Genomic DNA, 20,792 nt, shown 5'->3' with positions numbered 1-20,792 from the left:
AAAGATTCCGATGGGGCGAAGAAATTTTCTGCGTCACCGGGCGAATCGCCGTGTGTTCAATGGAGAGCCCCCAGTTCCGCCGCTCTCCCGCCCCGCCTCCCCGATGCGTCCGCCGCAGCCCTTTCCCGGCTTTCTCCTTACTGTGGCGGCGCCCGTTCTGCTGGCGCTGAGCACCGCCGCCCCGGCGGCGGAGCCCGCGGAGGCGGGACGGCCCGGGGCCGGGGCGCCGATCTCCGCCGCGCAGGTCGCCGACCGGGTGGACGCGGCGGCGGCGGCGTACCTGGCGGACGAGTCGCTCTCGCCGGCGCCGATCGCGGCGAACGACGACCTGCTGCGGCGGCTCACGCTGGACGTCGCCGGCCGCCTGCCGACCCTCACGGAGCAGGCCGACTTCGCCCGGATGGACGGCGCCGACCGGGCCGACCGGGCCGTGGCGATCAACGCCCTGCTGAACGACCCGGGCTACTCCGCGAACTGGGCGGCGTACTGGCGGGACGTGATCTTCAAACGGGCCACGGACGCCCGCGCCACGCGCGGCGACCACGTGTTCGAGGGCTGGATGACCGAGCAACTGGCCGCCGGCCGCGGCTGGGACGAGATCGCCACGGAGCTGATGACCGCCACCGGGGAGATCGGCGAGAACGGGGCGACGGGGCTGATCTTCGCCCAGGGCGCCGCCGGCGGGGAGGTCGCCGCGGAGGCCAGCCGCATCTTCCTCGGCGTGCAGATCCAGTGCGCGGAGTGTCACGACCACCCCTACGACCGCTGGAAGCGCGAGGACTTCCACACGCTCGCGGCCTACTTCCCCCGCGTGCGGCTGCGGCGGGTCGAGTTGCCGCCGGACGCCGACGCCAAGGCCAAAGCGCCGCAGCAGCGGACGTTCGAGGTCGCCTCCGTGGACGCCCCCGGCGGGGACCGGGCCCAGGCGGAACAGGGCGTGAAGCGCCTGCGGGAGGCGCTGACCCGGCGGTTCCGCTTCCTCGACGCCGACGGCGACGGCGGGCTGTCGTTGGCCGAACTGGAGAAGACCCCCGCCCGGCAGCGGGCGGGGCGGATCCTCGCCCTCGCCGACAAGAACGGCGACGGGACGTTGAACCAGGCCGAGGTGCGGGACCTGGAAATCCCGCCCGCCCTGCTGGCCAACGCCCGCGGCGGCGAGCACATGATGCCGGACCTGGAAAACCCCGAGGAGCCCGGCACGCGGATCGACCCGGCCTTCTTCCTGACCGGGGAAGCGTCGGCGGTCGGCCTGCCGGACGCGGAGCGCCGGGCCGTCGCCGCGGACCTCATCACCGGCAACGAATGGTTCGCCAGGGCCGTCGTGAACCGCGTGTTCACGCAGCTGACCGGCGAGGGCTTCTACACCCCGGTGGACGACATCGGCCCGGACCGCGGCGTGCGGCTGGAGCCGGCCCTGGACGCGCTGGCCGAGGGCTTCGTCGCCAACGACCACGACCTGCGGTGGCTGATCCGGGCGATCTGCCTGACGGACCTCTACAGCCGGTCGATCGACGCCGACGCCCCCGCCTTCGCCGCCGCCCGGCCGGTCCGGCTGCGGGCCCACCAGATCTACAACAGCGTCGCCCACGTCGCCGGCGGGGGCGATTACGAAACGGGCCTGGCACGCCTCAACGGCAACGGCCGGGCGCAGCGGGCGCGGCCGGCGGGCTACGGCGGGGCGGACCCCCGCCCCGCGGCCTCGCGGGCGCTGGAAGTCACCTTCGGCTTCGACCCCAGCGCCGCCCGCGAGGACCTCAACGGCGACATCCCCCAGGCGCTCGCCCTGATGAACGGCATGCTGACGGAGCGGCTCTCCTCCGCGAACGGCCTGCTGGCCGTCCTGCTGTACGAGAACCCCAGCGACGTGCACGCCGTCCGGGCGCTGTACCGCCTGACCCTCGTCCGCGAGCCCACCGAGGAGGAACGCACGATCGCCGTGGAGTACGTCCAGGACGCCCAGGCCTCCGACGGACCGGGCCGGGCGGCCGGCTTCGAGGACGTCGCCTGGGCCCTGCTGAACGGAGCGGAGTTTTTGACGCGTCGCTGAACCTTCGTGTGAGTTGCGTGTGAGCCGCCCCCGCGAAGGGGGCGGCTCACGGCCCGCCCCCGCCTCTTCTCCCTCCCGCTCCACCCCGATGTTCGCTCCGCACGCTCACCTTTCCCCCGCCCCCGGTCGCGCCGCCCGCGGGACGTTCACCCGTCGTCGGTTCCTGCGGGACCTGTCGATGTACTCCGCCGCCGGGGCCGGGGCGCTGTCGCTGGGCGGATCGCTCCCGTTCGGGGCGGCGCTGGCCGCGGACGCCGAGGGGATGCGGAAGCGCGGCAAGGCGATCATCGTGCTCTGGATGGCCGGGGCGCCCAGCCAGTTCGAGACCTTCTCCCCCAAGCCGGACCACGAGAACGGCGGCGGCACGGAGACCGTCGCCACCGCGGTCCCCGGCGTGGCCTTCGCCGAGGGCTGGGAGAACATGGCGAAGGCGGCGGGCGACCTGGCGGTCATCCGCTCCATGACCAACAACGAGGGCAACCACCAGCGGGCCAGCTATCAGCTGCACACCGGCTACGCTCCCACCGGCAGCGTGCGGCACCCGTCGGTCGCGGCGGGCGTCGTCCAGCAGATCGCCCCGGAGGCGTTGAACCTGCCGGCGTCCGTCACCATCGGCGGCGCGCGGGGCGGGGAGCTGTACGGCGGCGGGTTCCTCGGCGTGCAGTACGACCCGCTGAACGTCGGCCGGGCCGGGCAGCTCCCGCCGAACGTCCGCCCCGCGGCCGGCGAGCTGAACGAACGCCGCGTGCGGGACCGTCTGGCCCTGATGAACAAGCTGGACGGCTCCTTCGCCAAGCGCGGCGGCGGCTCCGTGGTGCGGAACCACCGCGAGATCTACCGCCAGGCGAGCGACCTGATGCTCGACCCGCACCTGGACGTCTTCACCCTCGACGACGAACCGCAGAGCCTGAAGGACCGCTACGGCGACACGGATTTCGGCCGCGGCTGCCTGCTGGCCCGCCGGCTGGTCGAGTCCGGCGTGACCTACGTGGAAGTCCGCATGGGCGGCTGGGACACCCACGACGACAACTTCAACCGCGTCGCCGCCAACGCCGCCCAAGTGGACCCGGCGTTCAGCGCCCTTCTCGCCGACCTGAAGGAGCGCGGCCTGCTGGACGACACGCTGGTGTTGTGGACCGGCGAGTTCGGCCGCACCCCCAAGGTGAACGCCCGCGGCGGCCGCGACCACTTCCCCAAGGCCTTCAACAGCGTGCTGGCCGGCGGCGGGGTGCGGGGCGGACAGGTGATCGGCGCCACCACCGCCGACGGCATGACCGTCGCCGAGCGCCCGGTCACGGTCGACGACCTGCTGCGGAGCTGCTGTCACGCCCTGGGCGTGGACGCCGACCACGAGCACCTCTCCCCGCTGGGCCGCCCGCTGCGGGTCGTCGACAAGGGCGAGGTGGTCGAGGAACTGTTCGCCTGAGCATCTTGAAGCCCGAGGCGCGAGCCGAGGCCGGTTCGGGAAGCGACGCCGCGCGACGGCGGCGCGCCTCCCGGGCTGCCAAGACCGACCGGGCGACTCGATGACCAAGCCGCTCGACCTGCGCTCGTCCGTCTGGATCGTGGGGACGACGTTCGCGGTCTGCCATGCGGCGCTCGCGGCGTCGTCTTTACGGGCTTCAACACAATTCTCCCGCCCAACAGCGCCAGCTGCAATCAGACGGCGTCCCACGTGGACGACGGCGTGATGTCCGCCGGCAGCTACCACACCGGCGGCGCCCAGTTCGTGATGGCGGACGGCTCCGTGACGTTCCTCTCCGAGACGATCGACACCGGCTCCGGCGCCGGCAAGGGCCTGACCTCGCCCCCGAAGACCAGCGGCAAAAGCCCTTACGGCACCTGGGGCGCCCTGGGCACCCGTGACGGCGGCGAAACCGTCGACGATTACTGATCTGAACGGCGATCGTTCGCCTCTGAGAACGGCGATCGTTCGACGACAGCGCGCTCCGCGGGACGGCCGTCCCGCGGGGCGTTTTGCTGCGCGGACCGCAGGTCCGAGCCGCCGCCGGCTCGCAGCGCGGCCTGAACCGCAGGGAGCGGGGCCGGCGATTTTCCAGTTGCGGGATCGGACGGCGCCCGATAGGGTCAACGTTCGTTGATGCGTTTCCCGCTCGCCTTAAGGCCGTTTCTGGGACTTTTCTGTCCCGGCCTCCTGCGGGGCGACGCGTCAGCGCACGAACGCCGGCGATTCCGCCGGTGGGGACGTTTCTCGTCCGATCTCCTCCCTGCTCCAACCCGGTCCCTCCCAGTGATTACCTCACCGAAGTCGCCGCGTGCGCCGAGACAATCCGGCTTCACGCTGATCGAACTGCTGGTGGTCATCGCGATCATCGCCATCCTGGTTTCCCTGCTGCTGCCCGCCGTCCAGCAGGCCCGCGAAGCGGCCCGCCGCAGCACGTGTCAGAACAACCTCAAGAACCTCGGCCTGGCCCTGCACAACTACCACAGCACCTATAAGACCTTCCCGATCTGGCGCGGCGGCACTCAAGACGGCAACTCCAACAACTCCAACCAGGGCAACCTCAGCCCGTTGGTCTCGCTACTGCCGTACATGGATCAGACGGCTCTGTGGAACCAGATCAGCAAGCCGCTGTCCCTGAACGTGAACGGCAGCACGCGCAGCACGCCGTGGCCGCCGATGGGCCCGGCGGTCTGGCGGACGAACTACCTGCCCTGGCGGACGCAGGTGGCGAGCTACCTGTGCCCGTCCGACGGCAGCAACTCGGGCAATGTCATCGGCGATACGAATTACGCCTTTAACCTCGGGGACAACGGCCGCGCCGCCAACACCGGCAACCTGTCGCAGGCCCGCGGCCCGTGGGTGAATCGTAAGAGCCTCGGTCTCCGCGATCTGAAGGACGGCACCACCAGCACGCTCCTGATGGGCGAGGTCGGCGTCGGGAACGGCACGCTCACGTTCCAGTCCGGCTGGATGTCGACCGTCAGCGGGATGGACTTCAGCGCCGGCGGCCCGTCGAACGTCAAAACCGCCTGCGTCGAAAGCGAGAGCGTCATCGATCCCAGCGAACCGGGCTTCTACGCCCCCGGGACCGCCAAGACCAGCGGAGACACCGGCCCACTGGTTTACGTCGGCGGCGCTCGTGCCCGCGGCGCCCGCTGGTCCGGCGCCTACGCCCCGATCAGCGGGTTCATGACGATCATCCCGCCCAACGGCCCCTCCTGTAACACTGGCGAGGGGAACCAACTGAACTACAACGGCGTTTACACCGCCGGCAGCTACCACACCGGCGGCGCCCAGTTCGTGTTCGGCGACGGCTCGGTGACCTTCATCAGCGAGGGGATCGACACCGGCGATCTGAACGCCGCGATGAAGCGCTCCGGCAAGAGCAACTACGGCACCTGGGGCGGTCTCGGCACCCGCCGCGGCGGCGAGACGGTCGAGGACTATTGATCCGCAACGTGCGCTGAGCGACCGACCGACAGGTCGATCGGCAACATCGCAACCGGCTGGGCCGCGACGGCGACCCGGCCGGTTGTTCGTTTTCGGCTCCTCGGCGATCCGTCGTTCGTCGTTCCGAGCCGATCAAGAACCGACTATTCCTCCGCCATTCCCGCGGCCTCTTCGGCGGCCTCGTCGTATTCTTCACCCGTGTTCACCGTGGTCGCCTCCGGCTCGCAGCCGATCATCGGGAGAACGCCGAGAGCCAGGCACGCCAATGCGACCGGCAGGAGACGGGAGGGAATCAGTCGAACGCGGGACACCGGACGCTCCGAGCGGAGGGGGGTTGAGACAGAACGAAGGTACGCCCGCCGCTCCGTCACGGGTATCGAACGCGGATCGACAGACGGACCGATCGCGGACCGGCTCGCGGATCAGTTCGACTCCGGCGCGTCGTTCGGCTTCACCCTGATCAGACTGCTGGTGGTCACTGCGATCCTGGTTTCCCTGCTGCTGCCCGCGGTGCAGCAGGCTCGCGAGGCCGCCCGCCGCAGGCAGCGCCAGAACAACCTCAAACAACTCGGCCTGGCCCTGCACAACGACCACAGCGCCCACAAGGACTCCGGCAAGAGTCCCTAGGGCGCCTGCGGCGCACTCGGCGCCCGGATGGACGGCGAAACGACGACCGGCGGGGCCGCGACTGCGGCCCCGCCGGTTTTTTTCGTGGCGACTGTCCGACCACGGCTCCGGGGCCGTAGGGCGCCCTCAGCCGCCCTCCTCCTGCATCCGCGCGGCGCGCTCCTCGGACCGACCGGCCTCCTCGACCGCGTCGAGGTCTTCCGGCGGCGGGTTGACGGTCGTGCCGCCCACGTCCGGGTCGCCGCATCCGGCGAGCGGCAGGACGGCCAAACCCAGGCCGGCGACGAGCGTCGGCAGCCAACGGGACGACGTGCGGGGGGCGGGCATCTGCGACTCCAAAGGGAAGGGGGTTGAGAGCGCGTGAAGGTACGCCCGCGGCCCCGGCGACGGTATCGGGGACGGTGCGTTTCGACGGAAGGTCTGCGGGAGGACGCGGCGGCCGCGGCGCCTCCCCCCGGAGTTCGGAGGTTTTCGGGCGGCTTGCGTTGGAGCCGGTCGATGCGAGAGTAGAATCCCCCGATTCCCAAGCGTCGCCCCGGGATTCGTGCGGGGAGTTTCCCCCAGAAACCTTTGACGCGCACGCCCCCGCGGCTCCGCCGACCGTCGTCTCTCATCGCGGCAAGTTTCTCTCGCCGCACTCCTTCCCTCTTCCAAGAGCGCTCTTGCCCATGTTCCTCCGTAACTCCTCTGCGGGAACCAGCTCGCCGCAGACGCGGCGCTCCGGCTTCACGCTGATCGAACTGCTGGTGGTCATCGCGATCATCGCGATCCTGGTTTCCCTGCTGCTGCCCGCCGTACAGCAGGCCCGGGAGGCCGCCCGCCGCAGTCAGTGCCAGAACAACCTCAAGCAACTCGGCCTGGCCCTGCACAACTACCACAGCACCTATAAGGAGTTCCCGCTCTACGGCGGGGGCACTGGCGCCACGACCACCCTGCCCGGCGGCGGCACCACTGACGGGAACGATCTGTACCTGAGCCCGCTGGTCTCGATCCTGCCGTACATGGATCAGACGGCGCTCTGGAACCAGATCAGCAAACCGTACGACAAGAACGGCGACGGCACGGTCGATTTTCCCGCCATGGGACCGCGGGTCTGGACGACCTACGACCCCTGGCTCACGCAGGTGACCACCTATCTCTGCCCGTCCGACGGCGGCGACGCCAGCAACAGCTGGGGCGACACCAACTACGCCTTCAACCTGGGCGACAACGGCAACGCCAGCGGTTCCAGCGGTTCCGTCGCCCGCGGGACGTGGGTCCGCCGCAGCACCCTCGGCATGCGGGATCTGCGGGACGGCACCGTCAACACCATCTTGATGGGCGAGATCGGCGTGGCGAACGGCACCCTGGCCTTCCAGTCCGGCTGGCTCTCGGACGTCAGCGGGATGAACTTCGGCAGCGGGCCCTCCAACATCGGCGACGCCTGCTTCACGAGCCCCTCCGTCGTCGATCCCAACGAACCGGGCTTCTACACCGACCCCGGCGTCTACTCCGGCGACAGCGGCCCGCTGGTGTACACCAGCGGCAGCAACCGCGGCCGTGGCGCCCGCTGGAACGGCGCCTACGCCCCGATGACCGGGTTCATGACGATCGTCCCCCCCAACGGGCCGTCCTGTAACTCCGGCAACGGCGTCGGGCTGACCTCCGACGGCGTGTTCTCCGCCGGCAGCTACCACACCGGCGGCGCCCAGTTCGTCTTCGGCGACGGCTCCGTGAAGTTCATCAGCGAAACGATCGACACCGGCAACCTCAACGCCGCCCTTAAGACGAGCGGCAAGAGCCCCTACGGCACCTGGGGCGCCCTGGGCACCCGCAACGGCGGCGAAGTCGTCGACGAGTACTGAGCGCACTGAGCGTTCTTCGATCGACGCCCCCCAGCGGGGCCGCCGCGGCGGCCCCGCCGGTTTTTTCATGGGGTCGGGACCGAACCGGCGTTCGCGAGGCCGCCCCGGTTGCGGAGCGATCGCGGGACGGTCACGGTTGAGCGGTCCGCTTCCCGCCGGAGGGCTCCCGCCGTGTCCGTGTCGTCCCGACCGCTTCGCTCCCGCCGGTTCCTGCTGTTGGCGGGGGCGCTGGGGGCGCTCGGTTCGTCGCTGCCCGCCGCGGAGCCCGCGGACGCCCCCGCCGGCAGCCCGACCGGCAGCCCGACCGGCAGCCCCGCCGCCTGGGCGGACGCGCAGTTGCCGGCCCTGCTGGATCTTTACCGCCATCTGCACAGCCATCCGGAGCTGTCGAACGAAGAGACGGCCACCGCCGCCCGGCTGGCCGAGGAATGGCGGGCCGCCGGGTATGAGGTGACGACGGGCGTCGGTGGCACCGGCGTGGTGGGCGTCCTGCGGAATCCCCCGGCCGACGGCGGCGAGGGGCCGACGGTGATGTTCCGCTGCGACCTGGACGCCCTGCCGGTCAGCGAGGCGACCGGGCTGCCGTTCGCCTCGCAGGTGACCGTGGAGCGGCCCGGCGGCGGGACGACCGGCGTGATGCACGCCTGCGGGCACGACGTCCACATGACCAGCGTGACCGGCGCCGGTCGGTACTTCGCCGAGCACAAAGACCAGTGGTCCGGCACGGCGATGCTGATCGCCCAACCCGCCGAGGAGATCGGCGCCGGCGCCCGGGCGATGCTGGCCGACGGGCTGTTCGAGCGGTTCCCCAGGCCGGACTACGCCGTCGCCCTGCACGTCACGCCCAACGCCGCCGCCGGCACGATCGAGACGCTGGCCGGCTACAGCCTCGCCAACGTGGACAGCGTCGACATCACCTTCCACGGCCGCGGCGGGCACGGGGCCCAGCCGCACGCGACGCAGGACCCGATCGTGATGGCGGCGGAGTTCATCCTCTCCGCCCAGGCGATCGTCGCCCGGGAGGTGAAGCCGACGGACCCGGCGGTGGTCACGGTCGGTTCGATTCACGCCGGGTCGAAGCACAATATCATCCCGGACGAGGCCACGCTGCAACTGACGGTCCGCAGCTACTCCGAGGCGGTCCGGACGCAGCTGATCGCCGCGATTGAACGCCGGGCGAAGGCCGCCGCCGCCGCCGCGGGAGCCGAACCGCCGACGGTGAGTTCCTCCGAGGGCACCCCGTCGCTGTACAACGACCCGGCGCTGACCGCGCGGCTGACGGCGGTGTTCCAGCAGGAACTGGGCGCCGAGGCGGTGGGGACCGGGGAGCCGTCGATGGGCGGGGAGGATTTCAGTCGGTACGGGAAAGCCGGCGTGCCGATCCTGATGTACCGCCTCGGCGCCGTGGCCCCCCGCGATTTGATGCGATACGAGAAGGCCGGCGTGGAGCCGCCGAGCCTGCACTCGGCGACCTTCGCCCCGGACGCCGAAACCTGCCTGCCGATCGGCGTGCGGACGCTGGTCGCCGCCGGGCTGGACCTGCTCAACGCCCCCTGACGGCCCGGGCGCCCCCGCCCCCCGACGTTCCCCCCCCCCCCACCCCCGCCGACTGATCATGATCGCGGTCCCCGCCCTGCTCGCCGCCGCCGTTCTCGCCCCGGGCGCCCCGGACGAGGCGCCGCCGACGGACCGGCGGCCGAACGTCGTCGTCGTGTTCATCGACGACTTGGGCTGGGCGGACTTCTCCTGCTTCCACGACCGGGCCGACGTGCGGCCGGCGATCGCGGCCCGACCGACCGAAGCCCGCACGCCGAACGTCGACCGCCTCGCCGCGGAGGGGCTGCGGTTCGGGCGGTTCTACGTCAACTCGCCGATCTGTTCCCCCTCCCGCACGGCGCTGACGACCGGGCAGTACCCGCAGCGGTGGTCGATCGGCTCCTACCTGGCCCACCGCCAACTCAACGCCGACCGCGGGGTCGCGAACTGGCTCGACCCCGCCGCCCCCACCCTGCCCCGGCTGCTCCAGGCGGCCGGCTATCGCACCGGGCACTTCGGCAAGTGGCACATGGGCGGCCAGCGGGACGTGGCCGAGGCCCCGCTGATCCCCGAATACGGCTTCGACGAGAGCCTGACGAACTTCGAGGGCCTCGGCCCCCGCGTGCTGCCGCTCTTGGACGCCTACGACGGCTCCAAGCCGAAGCCGCACGCCCTCGGCTCCGACACGCTCGGCCGCGGCCCGATCCGCTGGGAAAACCGGGACGACGTGACCGCCGCCTTCGTCGCCGACGCCCTGACGTTCGTCGACGAGGCCCAGGCCGCCGGGGAGCCGTTCTATCTGAACCTCTGGCCGGACGACGTGCACACCCCGCTGTTCCCGCCCGCCGCCCGCCGCGGGGACGGGTCGAAGGGGGAGCTTTATCGGGGCGTCTTAAAGACGATGGACGCCCAACTCGGGTTGCTGTTCGACCGCATCCGCCACGACGACGCCCTGCGGGAGAACACGCTGATCCTCGTTTGTTCCGACAACGGTCCGGAGCGCGGGGCGGGGTCCGCCGGGCCGTTGCGGGGTCTCAAAGCGATGCTGTACGAGGGCGGCGTCCGCAGCCCGCTGGTCGTCTGGGGGCCGGGGTTGGTCGAGCCGGCGGCCGTGAATTCGTTCAACGGCGACAGCCTGTTCTCCGCCTGCGACCTCGTCCCCTCGCTGCTGACGATCTGCGGGGTGGAACTGGAGGACGGCCCCGGCTTCGACGGGGAAAACCTCGCCGACGTACTGCTGGGCCGGGCGAACCGCTCCCGGACCGAACCGCTGTTCTTCCGCCGCCCGCCGGACCGCGACCGCTATTTCGGGGTGGACGACCTGCCGGACCTGGCCGTGCTCGACGGCGCCGCAGGGTCCTCCGACGGCAGTTCGCCCGTCGGCCCCCGCTGGAAGCTGCTGTGCGAATACGACGGCTCGCAGGCCCAGCTGTACGACCTCGCCGCGGACCCCGGCGAGACGACCGACCTCGCCGCCGCCCACCCCGCCGTGAGAGCCCGACTGCGGGACGCGGTCGTCGCCTGGCACGAATCGCTGCCGCCGGACCACGGCGAGACCTTCGGCGACTGACGGCGGACTGCTCGCCGTCTCCCTCACGCGGCCGCGGCGGCGTCTAGCAGGGCGAGGACCTCCGCGTGTTCCGCCAGCGCCCGCTCCAGCGGGACGTGATTCGGCGCCCAGGTGCGTCGGGCTCCGGCCTCCAGTTGCGCCCGCAGCGCCGCCCCAGGGGTGAGGCCGCGATCGTCCGCGAGTCGCGGGTCGGCGCCGCGATCGAGCAGCGCCCGCACGAACGCCGGGCGATTCTGCGACGCGGCGGCGTGCAGCGGGCGCGGGCCGTACATGCTGCGGCCGAAGGATACCGCGTCCACCTTCAATCCGGCGTCGATCAGCCAGTCCAGCAGCGCGAGGGCGTCGAGCCGGTTGCGGCTCCGCGTGCGGGTCGCGCGGGACTGGACGAACTCCGTCGTGAGCAGCAGTTCGACGGGGGAGGCGGCGTCGCGGGGCCGTGCGTTCACGTCGGCGCCAGCGTCCAACAGCAGGCCGACGATCTCCGCCAGCGCCGCCCGGTCCGGGGCGTCGAACTCGCTCATTGCATTCAGGCACAGCCACACGGCTGTATGGCGGGAGCCGGGCAGCGTTCCGACCGTCGCCCCGGCGGCCAGTGCCCGCCGGGCGGCCCGCACGTCGCCGCGGCCGACCGCCGCTTCGAGCCGCCGGCCGGCCGCTTCGTCCAGCGGGGTCGTCTGCACCGGTCCAAACCGGACCACGTCGACCCGTTCGACGAACTCCGGCGAGAGGGCGTCCTCGTGCCCGTAACCCGCGACCAGCCGGCCGGAGTTGCCGACGCCGCCGTCCCGGGCGAAGAACAGGCCGGGCACGTAGGCGTCCGCGTCGCGGAGCAGCGTGTCGTGGGCGTCCTTCACGGAGGCGCGTTCCGCCAGCCACGCCGCGGCGGCGGCCGGAGGGAACCGCTCGCCGGACAGCGACGTGTCGCCCTCGCCCTGCGGGTCGTCGGGGTCGTCGTCCGGGGCCGGTTCGTCCCAGCGGACGCCGTCGGTGACGAATGTCGCCGCCTCCGCGGTCGCCCCGCCCTCGTGCCGGCGGTGGCGGACGACCAGCACGCCGGCCGTGTCGTAGGCGCCGGTCACCAGCGTTTCGCCGCGGAAGTCCCCCAGGCGTCGCTCGATCAGTTCCTCGGCCCACCCGTTCGAGACCAACGTCGCCCAGCCGCCGGCCCGCGGCACGACCAGCAACGCCCACTCCCCCTGCGGCGGGACCCACTCGCCGGCCAGAACCGCGTCGGTCACGTCCCGCTCGATCGCCCCCACGCCGGCACAGGCGGCGAGAGCCCCCGCCGGGTCGCGGCCGCCGCCCTGCTCGGGCAGCGGGCGGACGAGCAGGGCTTCCCACGTGGAGTCGCCCCAGGTGTCGAAGGCGCCGCGGCGGTCGGCGGGGGCGGGTCGCTTCGGCATGCGGTGCGTCGTCCGGGGGGGGCCGCGGTCCCCGGCGGAACGCGGGCGAAAGGTCTAGAATAACGGCCCGACGCCCGCCCCCACTCGCCCGAGAAGTTCCGCCCCCCGATGTCCGAGACGAACGACGACGGCGGCCCCCCCGCCGGCTGCGGGTTGCGGTTGTGGGTGGAGGATCGCACCCCCATCAAGGATCTGCCCGGCTTTCGGCCGAACCACAGCGTTCCCAAGGAAACGACCAGCCAGACCCGGCTGTACGTCGCCGGCATCGGCGAGGCCGGGGTGACGGCGGATCTGGAACGCGTCGCCAGGCTCCTGCGGGAAGCGTTCGGCTTGAAGCGGAAGGAATTGAAGTCGATCGGCCCGGACCGCGGCGGGGGTTCGCTGGTCTGCCCGCAACTCACCTACACGGTGACGGTCTCCCAGACGGCCGACGACCCCGCCGTCGCCCTCACCCGCCGGGAGGTGGAGCCCGGCGAACCGGACGTGCTGACCGACCCCGGGCTGGCCTTCGCCTTCGCCCCCGGCTTCACGGCGCTGGAACGCCGCTTCAACGAACCGGCCGACGTGGAGGCGGTCATCGACGCCGTCGAGGACGCCGACCCGCCGGAGGTGAAGAGCCTCGATTACCCGCTGGACGCCTCGGAGTGCGAACTGCGGCTGGCCGGCTTCGGCGGCCGGGTGAAGATCACCGCCGACGCCGCCGCGATCCTCGCCCCGACGCCCGTTCCCCCCGGCGATCTGGTCAAGGCGTGGGCGAAGGTGAAGGGATTGTTGGAGGTCGCCGGAACCGGGTGAGGCGTCCGCCGCCGGGCGGCGCCTCTGAGAACGACTGAAAACTCAGCCGTTTGAGCGACACCTCCGCCGCCGGTTCGGGGTTTGAGCGGCACACGGCGTGTCCCGTCTCCCCCCGCGAGTTCTCGCAGATGCTCCGCTCTCGTCCCTCCCTCTCCGCCGTCGCCCTTGCCGGGGGAGCGCTCGTCGGGGGGGCCGCGTTGATCGCCGCCCAGCCGCCCGGCGGCGGCCCGCCGGGGCGGACGCACACGATTACCCAGTCGAACGGCAAACCGGACCTCGTCCCCGCCACCGAGCGGCCGCCGGGCAAGGCCCGCGTGGCGATCTCGGAGCGGGGCGAGTCCCGCGTCATCTTCACCGCCGGTCTGCCGGACCACCTCGTCGGCGCGTTCCCGAACCGCGGGAACCCGAACCAGATCGCGACGCGGCGGACGACCTACCGGGTGCCGCTGAACCCGGAGCCCGCCGACCGCGTTACCGAAGGCGGCCCGGCGGTGTTCGGCATCGCGGTGAACGGCGTGGTCTTCGACCCCGGCGCCGCGGAGTTCTACGGCGAAGGCGGCGGTCCGGGCGGTCCCGGCGGTCGCCCCGACGGCCCCGGCGGACGCCCCCCCTTCCCCCCGCCCGGCGGCCGCGGTGGCTTCGGCCCCCCGAACGGCGGCCCCCCCGGCGGCGGCGGTCCCGGCGGCGGCGGTCCCGGCGGCGGCGGTCCCGGCGGCGGCGGTCCCGGCGGGCAGGCCGGCGGGCAGGCCGGCGGGGAGCGGTGGCAGTACGAGGCGCTCTCCGGCGCTGTCCCGCTGGGACTGGACGCCAACCACGCCCACGTTCAGCCGACCGGCGCCTACCACTATCACGGCTTGCCGACCGGGTTGTTGGAGAACCTCGGCTGGCGGGCCGGGTCGCACTCCCCGCTGATCGGCTGGGCGGCGGACGGCTTCCCCATCTACGCCAAAACCGGCTTCGCCGACCTGCAGGACGCCGACTCTGCGGTGAAGACTTTGCGAAGCAGCTATCGCCTAAAACAGGGCAATCGCTCCGACGGCCCCGGCCAGCCCGGCGGCGCCTACGACGGCACCTTCACGGCGGACTATGAGTACGTCGAGGACGAGGGGGATCTGGACGAGTGCAACGGCCGGCAGTGCGTGACGCCGGAGTTCCCGGACGGCACGTACGCCTACTTCCTCACCGACGACTGGCCCGTCATCCCCCGCCAGTTCCGCGGCACGCCCTCCCGCGATTTCCTCCGCGGCCCGCAACAGGGCGGTCGGTGAGGGCGAGAAAATCCCTCGTCAGACGGTATAGAACCGCGACCGGCCCGCGGCGAAGTCGTGGGTGGTGACGACGCGGCGGATTAACCCCGCCAGCTTGAGGCCGCCGGCGACGGAGGGTTCGATCGGGTTGGCGTAGTCGTCCGGGGCGACGAACGCCGTCCGCAGATCGATCACCGGCAGACCCCGCCGGACGGCGACGCGGGTGATAATATCGTTGAACGCCGGCAGGGCCGCCGTCGCCGGGCGCTGGCGGCGGGGTTCCTCGTAATTCGGATCGTAAATCGTGCAGACCGTCAGCCGCCCCTGGCAGGCCTCGGCGACGGCCGCGACCGCGGCGTCGTAGCGGGCTTCAAAACTCTCCCGCAGGTCCGCCAGTTCGTCGAACACCTCCGTGGCGACGGACACCGGCATCGTGAGGATCGACGCCGACCGCAGCGCGTCGTTCCCCCCGGCGCTCAGCACGGCATAGGCGCCCTCTAATTCCCCTGATTGAAACTGCCCCAGCACGTCCTCCACGACGGCCCCGTCCCGAGCCTTCAATTCGGCGGACCACCCGGCGCCGGCCTCCGCCATGACCTCTTTGAGGTGATCGCTGGTGGATTTCCCGCCGGCGACGTAACCGGCGTTGTCGAATACGCTGTCGCCCAACAGCACGACCGGCCCGGCCGCGTTCTCCCCGTCCGCCCACCCTTGCAGATTGCGAGCCGGTCCCGGCCCGGAGTTTCCGCCCCCGCACCCGCCCAGCGCCGCCGCCCCGCCGGCGGCCAACAACGTGCGACGGGGGAAGGCGGTCGGCAGACGGGGGGAGACGTTCATTGCGACGGTCCGAAGGGGCGAGCGGCGGCAGAATCTACCGCGGCGACCGTCGATCGGTTTCAACAGAACCGCTGAGAAGCCGGAGTGGCCCCGACGCCCTCAACCCGAGAGCTACTTCGCCGACCGCCGTCGCGGTCTCCCCTTCGGACCGCCCTTTCTGGAACCGACCGTCTCGTCGAAGGTGCTTTTGCGCCGCAAGATATGGTGATAGTGTTGGGCGAAACGGTGACTTTCGTCGCGGACATATTGCAGCAATCGCAGCCCGTAACCGTGCCGGCTGAGGATCTTCGGCTCCGAGTCCCCGGGCAAAAAGACTTCTTCCTCCCGCTTCGCCAGGCTGATCGTGAAGGGCCGGTTCGTTTCGTCCAGGCCGATCGCCTCCATCGCGGCGACGACGGCCGATAATTGCCCCTTGCCGCCGTCGATGAGGAGAATGTCCGGGAAGCGTCCGCCCTCCTGTTGCAGCCTTCTGAGGCGGCGGGAGACGACCTCCCGCATGCTGGCGAAATCGTCCACCCCCGCCACCGTTTTGATGCGGTAGCGCTTATAGCCCGGCTTGAACGGCAGGCCGTCGATGAATTGCACGAGGCTCGCCACCGTCTCCCCGCCCTGCAAATGGGCGATATCCACCCCCTCGATCACCCGGGGCGTCTCCGGCAGTTTGAAGACCTGCTGCAAGCCCTTCAGACCCTTCTTCGGATCGATCTGGAACACCTCCGGCTGGGCGTGTTCGTCGAGGTCGCCGCGGAGGTCGATGTTTTCGACCGCTTTAATCTGGTCCCGCAGCCGACCGGCCCGTTCGTAGTCGCGGGCCTCGGCGGCGGCGGCCATCTCCTTGTTCATCTCCCGCAGCAGATTGTGCGTCTTGCCCTCCAGCACCATCTTGAGCCGTTTGATATCCCGGGCGTATTCCTCCTTGGAGATCCGCAGATTGCAGGGCGCCGTGCACTGCTTGATGGAGTGCAGCAGACAGGGGCGAAACCACTCCCAGCGTTCGTCGTCGGCCTCGATATCCAGCGAGCAGGTGCGAAACTTGAACACCTTTTGCAGGGCGTTGATCACCCCCCGCAGCTTGCCGGCACTGGGGAACGGGCCGTACAGCTTGACCGATTTGTCCCTCGGCTCCCGCGTGAATTCGACCCGCGGAAAATCTTCCCGCGTGGTGATCTGCAGGTAGGGGAACGTCTTGTCGTCTTTGAGGTCCGAATTATACCGCGGGCGGATGTCCTTGATGAGGCGGGCCTCCGTCAGCAGGGCGTCGACTTCGTCGGTGCAGTCGACGTGGTCCAAGTCGGCGATTTGGGTGACGAGTTCCGCGGTCCGCCGCTCGGCCGCGGCCGCTTTCAGAAAATAACTGCCCACGCGGCTGCGGAGGTTGACCGCCTTGCCCACGTACAGCACCCGGCCGGCGGCGTCCTTGAATAAATACACGCCCGGGGTCGTCGGCAACTGCTTCGCCTTGGCCCGGGCGGCCTCGAACCCGACGGCCTCGGCCGCGACCTCGCCCGCGGTCGCACCGGCGGGGGACGCCGGCTCGGCGGGGTCGCGGGGGGCGTCGTCGGTCACGGCGTGAGGCGGGTCGAGGCGGCGGGGCACGGCGGGGCGGCGGGCGGGGGCGGACGGTCCGTCGGGCCACATCATAGGCGGCGTCGGGGGACGCGGCGGCCCGCCGGGCGCCCCGTCGGACCGCGGGCGGCGCCTCCGGACATCGGGAACCGCCCCGGGAGTGCGTGGCGGCCGGCTCGCTAGAGTCTCCGTTCCCTTCGCCGACGGCTCTCCCCGCCTCTGGAACGGTCTGATGTCCCTCCCGCCCCGCCCAACGTCCGCCGTTCTGCTGCTCGCCGGGATCGCCCTGCTACTCCCCGCCCCGGCGGCGGGGCAGGATCTGGACGAGATCGTGCGGGGAATCCGCCGCTTCCGCGAACTCCAGGAACGGTTCGAGGAGTACGACGACGCCCGCGACCGTGAACGGGACCGCGAACGTCGCGATCAGCCCAACGTGAACCCGAACGCCCCGGGCCCCGGGGCCTCGCCCGGGCTGTACGGACCGAACGGGCAGCGGGGGCCGGATCCGCGGTCCGGGCCGGCGTATGGGTCCGGGTCGCCGTACGGGTATGGGCTCGAGGCGCCCTACGGCGAGGGGCCGAGCGCCCCGTACGGATATCGAGACTTCGACGGCCGCGGCCTCGGCGGTCCGAGGTCGTCCTACTCGCCGCCCCGCCCGGGAGTCGGCTCGACGCCGACGACCTCCATCGGCAGCCCGCAGGGACCGTCGGAGGCCACCGCGTACGTGATGAGGAACCCGCCGCTGCGGCCGGCGAGATATCGGGTCGACGGGCTGCCCGGCGGCGCGATCACGGTGCAGGTCGTCGACGAAAACGAGAGCGGCGGCCGACGGCGCGACGTCCGGCAGAGCGCGGAAGTGGACGCCTCCCAGGCCCGAAACGAAGCCGTGCAGGCGCTGGAGGCGTCGCTGGCCCCCCTCCGCGACCTTCGGTACGGGCTGAGGTGGTTCAGCGCGGAAGGCTTGCGCGGCTCGAACGACGAACAACGAACCTTCCTGCGGCAGATCGAAATTCTGGAGGGCCGCGCCGGCGCCGCGGCCCGCTCGCTCCGCCCCTCGTACGTCGCGTTCGCCTCGGCGGAACAACGCCTGCTGACGCCGACGGGGCCGGGCGGGGCGGACCGCCTGTCGGCGTGGACCGAGGCCGACTGGGCCGCGGTGGAGCGGGACGTCTACAATTATCAGGTCCTCGTTCGGGCGAATTTCGAACGGATCGGCCGGAAGAGCGCGTGGTTCGCCGTCAAGATTCGGGAACTCGAACGGCTGGACGTCTTTCTGACCGCGGCGATGGAACGCCTCCGGACGGCCCGCGGCCAGTTGCGGCGGCCCGACGCGGTTCCCTGGCCGGGCGAGGTCGTCGGCGGCCGGCCGGCCGGCGGGGAGGACCGGCTGAGGCTCTACGCGCTCGCGGCCCGGCTAACGGAGAACACGAATTATTTGCTCACCGCGGCGGCGGCGGACCCGCTCCTGCCGATCGCCGTCGCCCCGAACGGCGTCGGCCTGATGGAGGCCGCGGAGCGGGTCGACGCGACCGCACGGGATCTCGCCGCGACGCTCGCGGAAGGGGCCGACTCCCGGACGGTCTCCGCCGCCGACGCCGCCTTCGAATCCGCCTGGGCGGCCTGGAACGGGGCGCGGGATCGCGCCGGACTGCAGCGCGTCGGCGAACCGGGGGCCGCGGTCCGCGACCAGAAACTGCTTACCGAAGACGCGACGGCCGGCGGGGATGAAATCGCCGCGGCGGCCGCCGCGATCGAGGCGGTCCACGAGGCCCTTCACGCCGTCGTCCCGCAGGGCGGCCCCCCGCGTGACGGAGGCGCCGCGGCCGCCGCGGCCGCCCAACAGACGGTCCGGGCGATGACCGCATTCGAAACGGCGCTCCCCCGGGGAGACCTCGGCGCGTTGCGGCGGCAGTCCCATCAGAGCTTCCTCGCGGCGGCCAGCCAACTGTCGGCGGCGGTCGGGTATTACGCCCAGGTCGTCCGGGCGGCGCCGGTCGGATCGCCCGCGGAACGCCGCGCCCGCGACGTGCTCGACGCGGCCGTTCGCGAGTCGGCCGACGGGCTGAACGACCTCGCCAACTCCGGCCGCCGCGACCCCGTCGCCGGCGCGGCCCGCGATCTGCTGTCCGCGCTGTCCGCCTGGGAGGAGGCGGTCCGGGCGGCGAACTGACCTCCCGTCGCCCTGCCCCGTTCGCCTCGCCGCCGTCCCGGCGCTGCTCGTGGCCGTCGTCGTGCGGTGCGGTGACGGGCGCTCCGCGGTGCGGTCGTCCCGCCGGCGGTCCGATGAAGAACCCACAGGCTCCTCGCGGAGCCGCCCCCCGGGTTCCGCTCTCGGTTCCGCTTCCGACTCCGCCGCCGTGTCCGCCGCTCGCCTTTCCCGTCCCGTTCTGTTCGCCGTCTGCGGAACGCTGCTCGTGGCCGTCGTCATGACGCTCGGGCTGCGGCTGGAGGACCGCCGCTGGCTCGACGACTCCGGCCGGGTCCTGCCGTTCGTCGCGGCGCCGGACTCCCCGGAAACCAGTCAGCACCTCGCCGACCCCTACACGTTCACCCACCTGCTGCACGGCGTCGTGCTGTTTTGGCCGCTGGCCTGGGCGGCCCGCCGGCTCCTGCCGGAGCGGCGGGCGGCGTTCGTCACGGCCGCGGCGTTCGTCGCCTGCGCGGCGGTCGAAACGGGGTGGGAAATCTTGGAGAACTCCCCGCCCGTCATCGCCCGCTACCGGACGAACACCGCGGCGCTGGGCTACAGCGGGGACACGATCGTCAACTCCCTCGGCGACCTTGCCGCCTGTCTGACCGGCTTCCTGCTGGCGAGCCGTATCGGGGCGAAGGCCTCCGCGGTCGTGTTCCTGACGGTGGAACTCGCCCTGCTAATCGCCGTCCGCGACGGCCTGATCCTCAGCGTGCTGATGCTGCTCGTCCCGCTGGACGGCCTGCGCGACTGGCAGGCCGGGCGTTAGGGCGCTCTTTCCCCAAGGACGGTGGCTTCTGTGAGCCCGAAGCGCGAGCGAGGGTGAACGCCTCCGAACCTCGCTTGCGCTTCGGGCTCACAGGATTACGTCGTGCCGACGAGAACTGCGTCTTCTCAAGCTCCGTACGCCCCCCGCCTCACGGCGTTTGCAGGACGAACCGGCGGAAGCGGACGGTCATCGGGCCGCCGGAGTGCATCTGCAGGCCGATCAGGCCCTCCTTGCGACCCTGCGGATCGACCAGGTCCACGCTGGGGGCGCCGTTGATCCAGGTCCGGACGCGATCTCCCTCCGCGCTGATGCGATAGACGTTCCAGGCGCCCGGCTTCAGCGCGTCCTCGGCGCTCTTCTGGTTCGGCTGATCCTTTGCGGGGTAGAGCATCCCGCGGCCGTTCTCCTCGTACAGTTTGCCCCACCAGCCGGCCCCGGCGTCGGCTTGGTAGCCGCGCATCTCGCTGTCGGGCCCCGGCTTCTCGCCCTCCTCGGCGATCCGGACGCTGCGGAACTGGATGCCGCTGTTGGCCTCGTTCGGGGTGAGCTGCATCTCAAACGTGAGGTCGAAGTCGCCGAGGGTGCGGTCGGCGGTGAGGAAGGTGTTGTGGTCCAGCCCCTCGGAGACGCCGACGATCGTGGGCACGTCGTCGATCATCTTCACGGACCACAGTTTCTTCTCCCCGGTCCAGCCGTTGAGGGTTTTGCCGTCGAACAGCGGGGCGACGTCCCCGCCGACTTCCGGATTCGAGCCCGGGGCGGGGTCTTCCTGTGGCGTGCCGCCGACGCAGGCGACGGCCAACAGGGCAAATGCGGCGGAGAGCGGCGCAAACAGGCGGAAGGGCGGGCACATGGCAGCGCGAGGGCTCTGGGAACGAAGGCGAACGCCGCGAGCCTAGCCGGTCGGGCGCCCCGCCGCCTCTTTCCCCCGGCCCCGGCTTTTCC

General features: G+C 71.6%; 17 protein-coding genes and 1 pseudogene. 12 read left to right on the top strand and 6 right to left on the bottom strand.

The genetic code is table 11. The annotated features are described in order from the left end of the window. The first annotated feature begins 103 nt into the window (after positions 1 to 103). The 4 genes from CA12_RS07695 (at position 104) to CA12_RS07680 (ending at position 5,462) form a co-directional block, all read left to right on the top strand. Positions 104 to 2,047, top strand: coding sequence for a DUF1549 domain-containing protein (locus CA12_RS07695; RefSeq protein ID WP_165700618.1), 1,944 nt, complete (start codon positions 104 to 106; stop codon positions 2,045 to 2,047). 88 nt (positions 2,048 to 2,135) lie between these two features. After that, entirely contained in the window at positions 2,136 to 3,473 is a 1,338-nt protein-coding gene (locus tag CA12_RS07690) for a DUF1501 domain-containing protein (RefSeq protein WP_145358320.1), read from the top strand. Between the two features lie 264 nt (positions 3,474 to 3,737). Beyond that, positions 3,738 to 3,941: an H-X9-DG-CTERM domain-containing protein gene (locus CA12_RS23205; protein ID WP_390614134.1), complete on the top strand. Its 204-nt coding sequence runs from the start codon at positions 3,738 to 3,740 to the stop codon at positions 3,939 to 3,941. A 357-nt stretch (positions 3,942 to 4,298) separates the two neighbouring features. Beyond that, a complete protein-coding gene (locus CA12_RS07680; RefSeq protein ID WP_165700617.1) occupies positions 4,299 to 5,462 on the top strand; it encodes a DUF1559 domain-containing protein in 1,164 nt (387 codons plus the stop codon). Positions 5,463 to 5,605: 143 nt separating this feature from the next. Here CA12_RS07680 and CA12_RS21980 read toward each other — a convergent pair whose 3' ends face one another. After that, positions 5,606 to 5,773, bottom strand: a complete 168-nt coding sequence (locus CA12_RS21980; protein WP_165700446.1) for a hypothetical protein — start codon at positions 5,771 to 5,773, stop codon at positions 5,606 to 5,608. Positions 5,774 to 5,864: 91 nt separating this feature from the next. Between CA12_RS21980 and CA12_RS07675 the strand changes: the two are divergent. Beyond that, positions 5,865 to 6,065, top strand: a pseudogene (locus CA12_RS07675) (type II secretion system protein); the annotation flags it as partial. 150 nt (positions 6,066 to 6,215) lie between these two features. Here CA12_RS07675 and CA12_RS07670 read toward each other — a convergent pair. Beyond that, on the bottom strand, positions 6,216 to 6,416 hold the full coding sequence (locus tag CA12_RS07670) for a hypothetical protein (protein WP_145358314.1): 201 nt from the start codon (positions 6,414 to 6,416) through the stop codon (positions 6,216 to 6,218). Between the two features lie 341 nt (positions 6,417 to 6,757). Between CA12_RS07670 and CA12_RS22460 the strand changes: the two genes are divergently transcribed. The 3 genes from CA12_RS22460 to CA12_RS07655 all read left to right on the top strand — a co-directional run bounded on the left by CA12_RS22460 (position 6,758) and on the right by CA12_RS07655 (position 11,039). Further along, positions 6,758 to 7,933: a DUF1559 domain-containing protein gene (locus tag CA12_RS22460; protein ID WP_145358312.1), complete on the top strand. Its 1,176-nt coding sequence runs from the start codon at positions 6,758 to 6,760 to the stop codon at positions 7,931 to 7,933. 177 nt (positions 7,934 to 8,110) lie between these two features. Beyond that, complete coding sequence (locus CA12_RS07660; protein WP_165700616.1) at positions 8,111 to 9,490, top strand: M20 metallopeptidase family protein; 1,380 nt, start codon at positions 8,111 to 8,113, stop codon at positions 9,488 to 9,490. Between the two features lie 58 nt (positions 9,491 to 9,548). Further along, entirely contained in the window at positions 9,549 to 11,039 is a 1,491-nt protein-coding gene (locus CA12_RS07655) for a sulfatase-like hydrolase/transferase (protein WP_145358308.1), read from the top strand. A 23-nt stretch (positions 11,040 to 11,062) separates the two neighbouring features. On the opposite strand, the gene CA12_RS07650 is transcribed toward CA12_RS07655, so the two are convergent. Further along, positions 11,063 to 12,442, bottom strand: a complete 1,380-nt coding sequence (locus tag CA12_RS07650; protein ID WP_145358306.1) for an ankyrin repeat domain-containing protein — start codon at positions 12,440 to 12,442, stop codon at positions 11,063 to 11,065. A 108-nt stretch (positions 12,443 to 12,550) separates the two neighbouring features. On the opposite strand from CA12_RS07650, the gene CA12_RS07645 reads away from it, so the two are divergent. Both CA12_RS07645 and CA12_RS07640 read left to right on the top strand, forming a co-directional pair. After that, complete coding sequence (locus tag CA12_RS07645; protein WP_145358304.1) at positions 12,551 to 13,237, top strand: hypothetical protein; 687 nt, start codon at positions 12,551 to 12,553, stop codon at positions 13,235 to 13,237. Positions 13,238 to 13,365: 128 nt separating this feature from the next. Continuing rightward, positions 13,366 to 14,505 (top strand): YHYH protein, encoded by a 1,140-nt coding sequence (locus CA12_RS07640; protein WP_145358302.1) that lies wholly within the window; start codon positions 13,366 to 13,368, stop codon positions 14,503 to 14,505. A gap of 18 nt (positions 14,506 to 14,523) precedes the next feature. Here CA12_RS07640 and CA12_RS07635 read toward each other — a convergent pair whose 3' ends face one another. Both CA12_RS07635 and CA12_RS07630 read right to left on the bottom strand, forming a co-directional pair. Beyond that, a complete protein-coding gene (locus tag CA12_RS07635) occupies positions 14,524 to 15,321 on the bottom strand; it encodes an SGNH/GDSL hydrolase family protein (RefSeq protein WP_145358300.1) in 798 nt (265 codons plus the stop codon). A gap of 111 nt (positions 15,322 to 15,432) precedes the next feature. Beyond that, positions 15,433 to 16,962, bottom strand: coding sequence for an excinuclease ABC subunit UvrC (locus tag CA12_RS07630; protein WP_242688155.1), 1,530 nt, complete (start codon positions 16,960 to 16,962; stop codon positions 15,433 to 15,435). Positions 16,963 to 17,119: 157 nt separating this feature from the next. Here CA12_RS07630 and CA12_RS21970 point away from each other — a divergent pair, with 157 nt between their 5' ends. Both CA12_RS21970 and CA12_RS07620 read left to right on the top strand, forming a co-directional pair. Then, complete coding sequence (locus CA12_RS21970) at positions 17,120 to 19,057, top strand: collagen-like domain-containing protein (protein WP_165700615.1); 1,938 nt, start codon at positions 17,120 to 17,122, stop codon at positions 19,055 to 19,057. A gap of 187 nt (positions 19,058 to 19,244) precedes the next feature. Beyond that, complete coding sequence (locus CA12_RS07620; protein WP_145358298.1) at positions 19,245 to 19,847, top strand: DUF2585 family protein; 603 nt, start codon at positions 19,245 to 19,247, stop codon at positions 19,845 to 19,847. A gap of 148 nt (positions 19,848 to 19,995) precedes the next feature. Here CA12_RS07620 and CA12_RS07615 read toward each other — a convergent pair whose 3' ends face one another. Continuing rightward, positions 19,996 to 20,700 (bottom strand): 3-keto-disaccharide hydrolase, encoded by a 705-nt coding sequence (locus CA12_RS07615; RefSeq protein WP_145358297.1) that lies wholly within the window; start codon positions 20,698 to 20,700, stop codon positions 19,996 to 19,998. Positions 20,701 to 20,792 lie beyond the last annotated feature (92 nt).

It is taken from the genome of Alienimonas californiensis, from assembly GCF_007743815.1.
Taxonomy (GTDB): domain Bacteria; phylum Planctomycetota; class Planctomycetia; order Planctomycetales; family Planctomycetaceae; genus Alienimonas; species Alienimonas californiensis.
The sequence above is the reverse complement of the archived record's forward strand: the minus strand, read 5'-3'. Positions and strand labels throughout refer to the sequence as shown.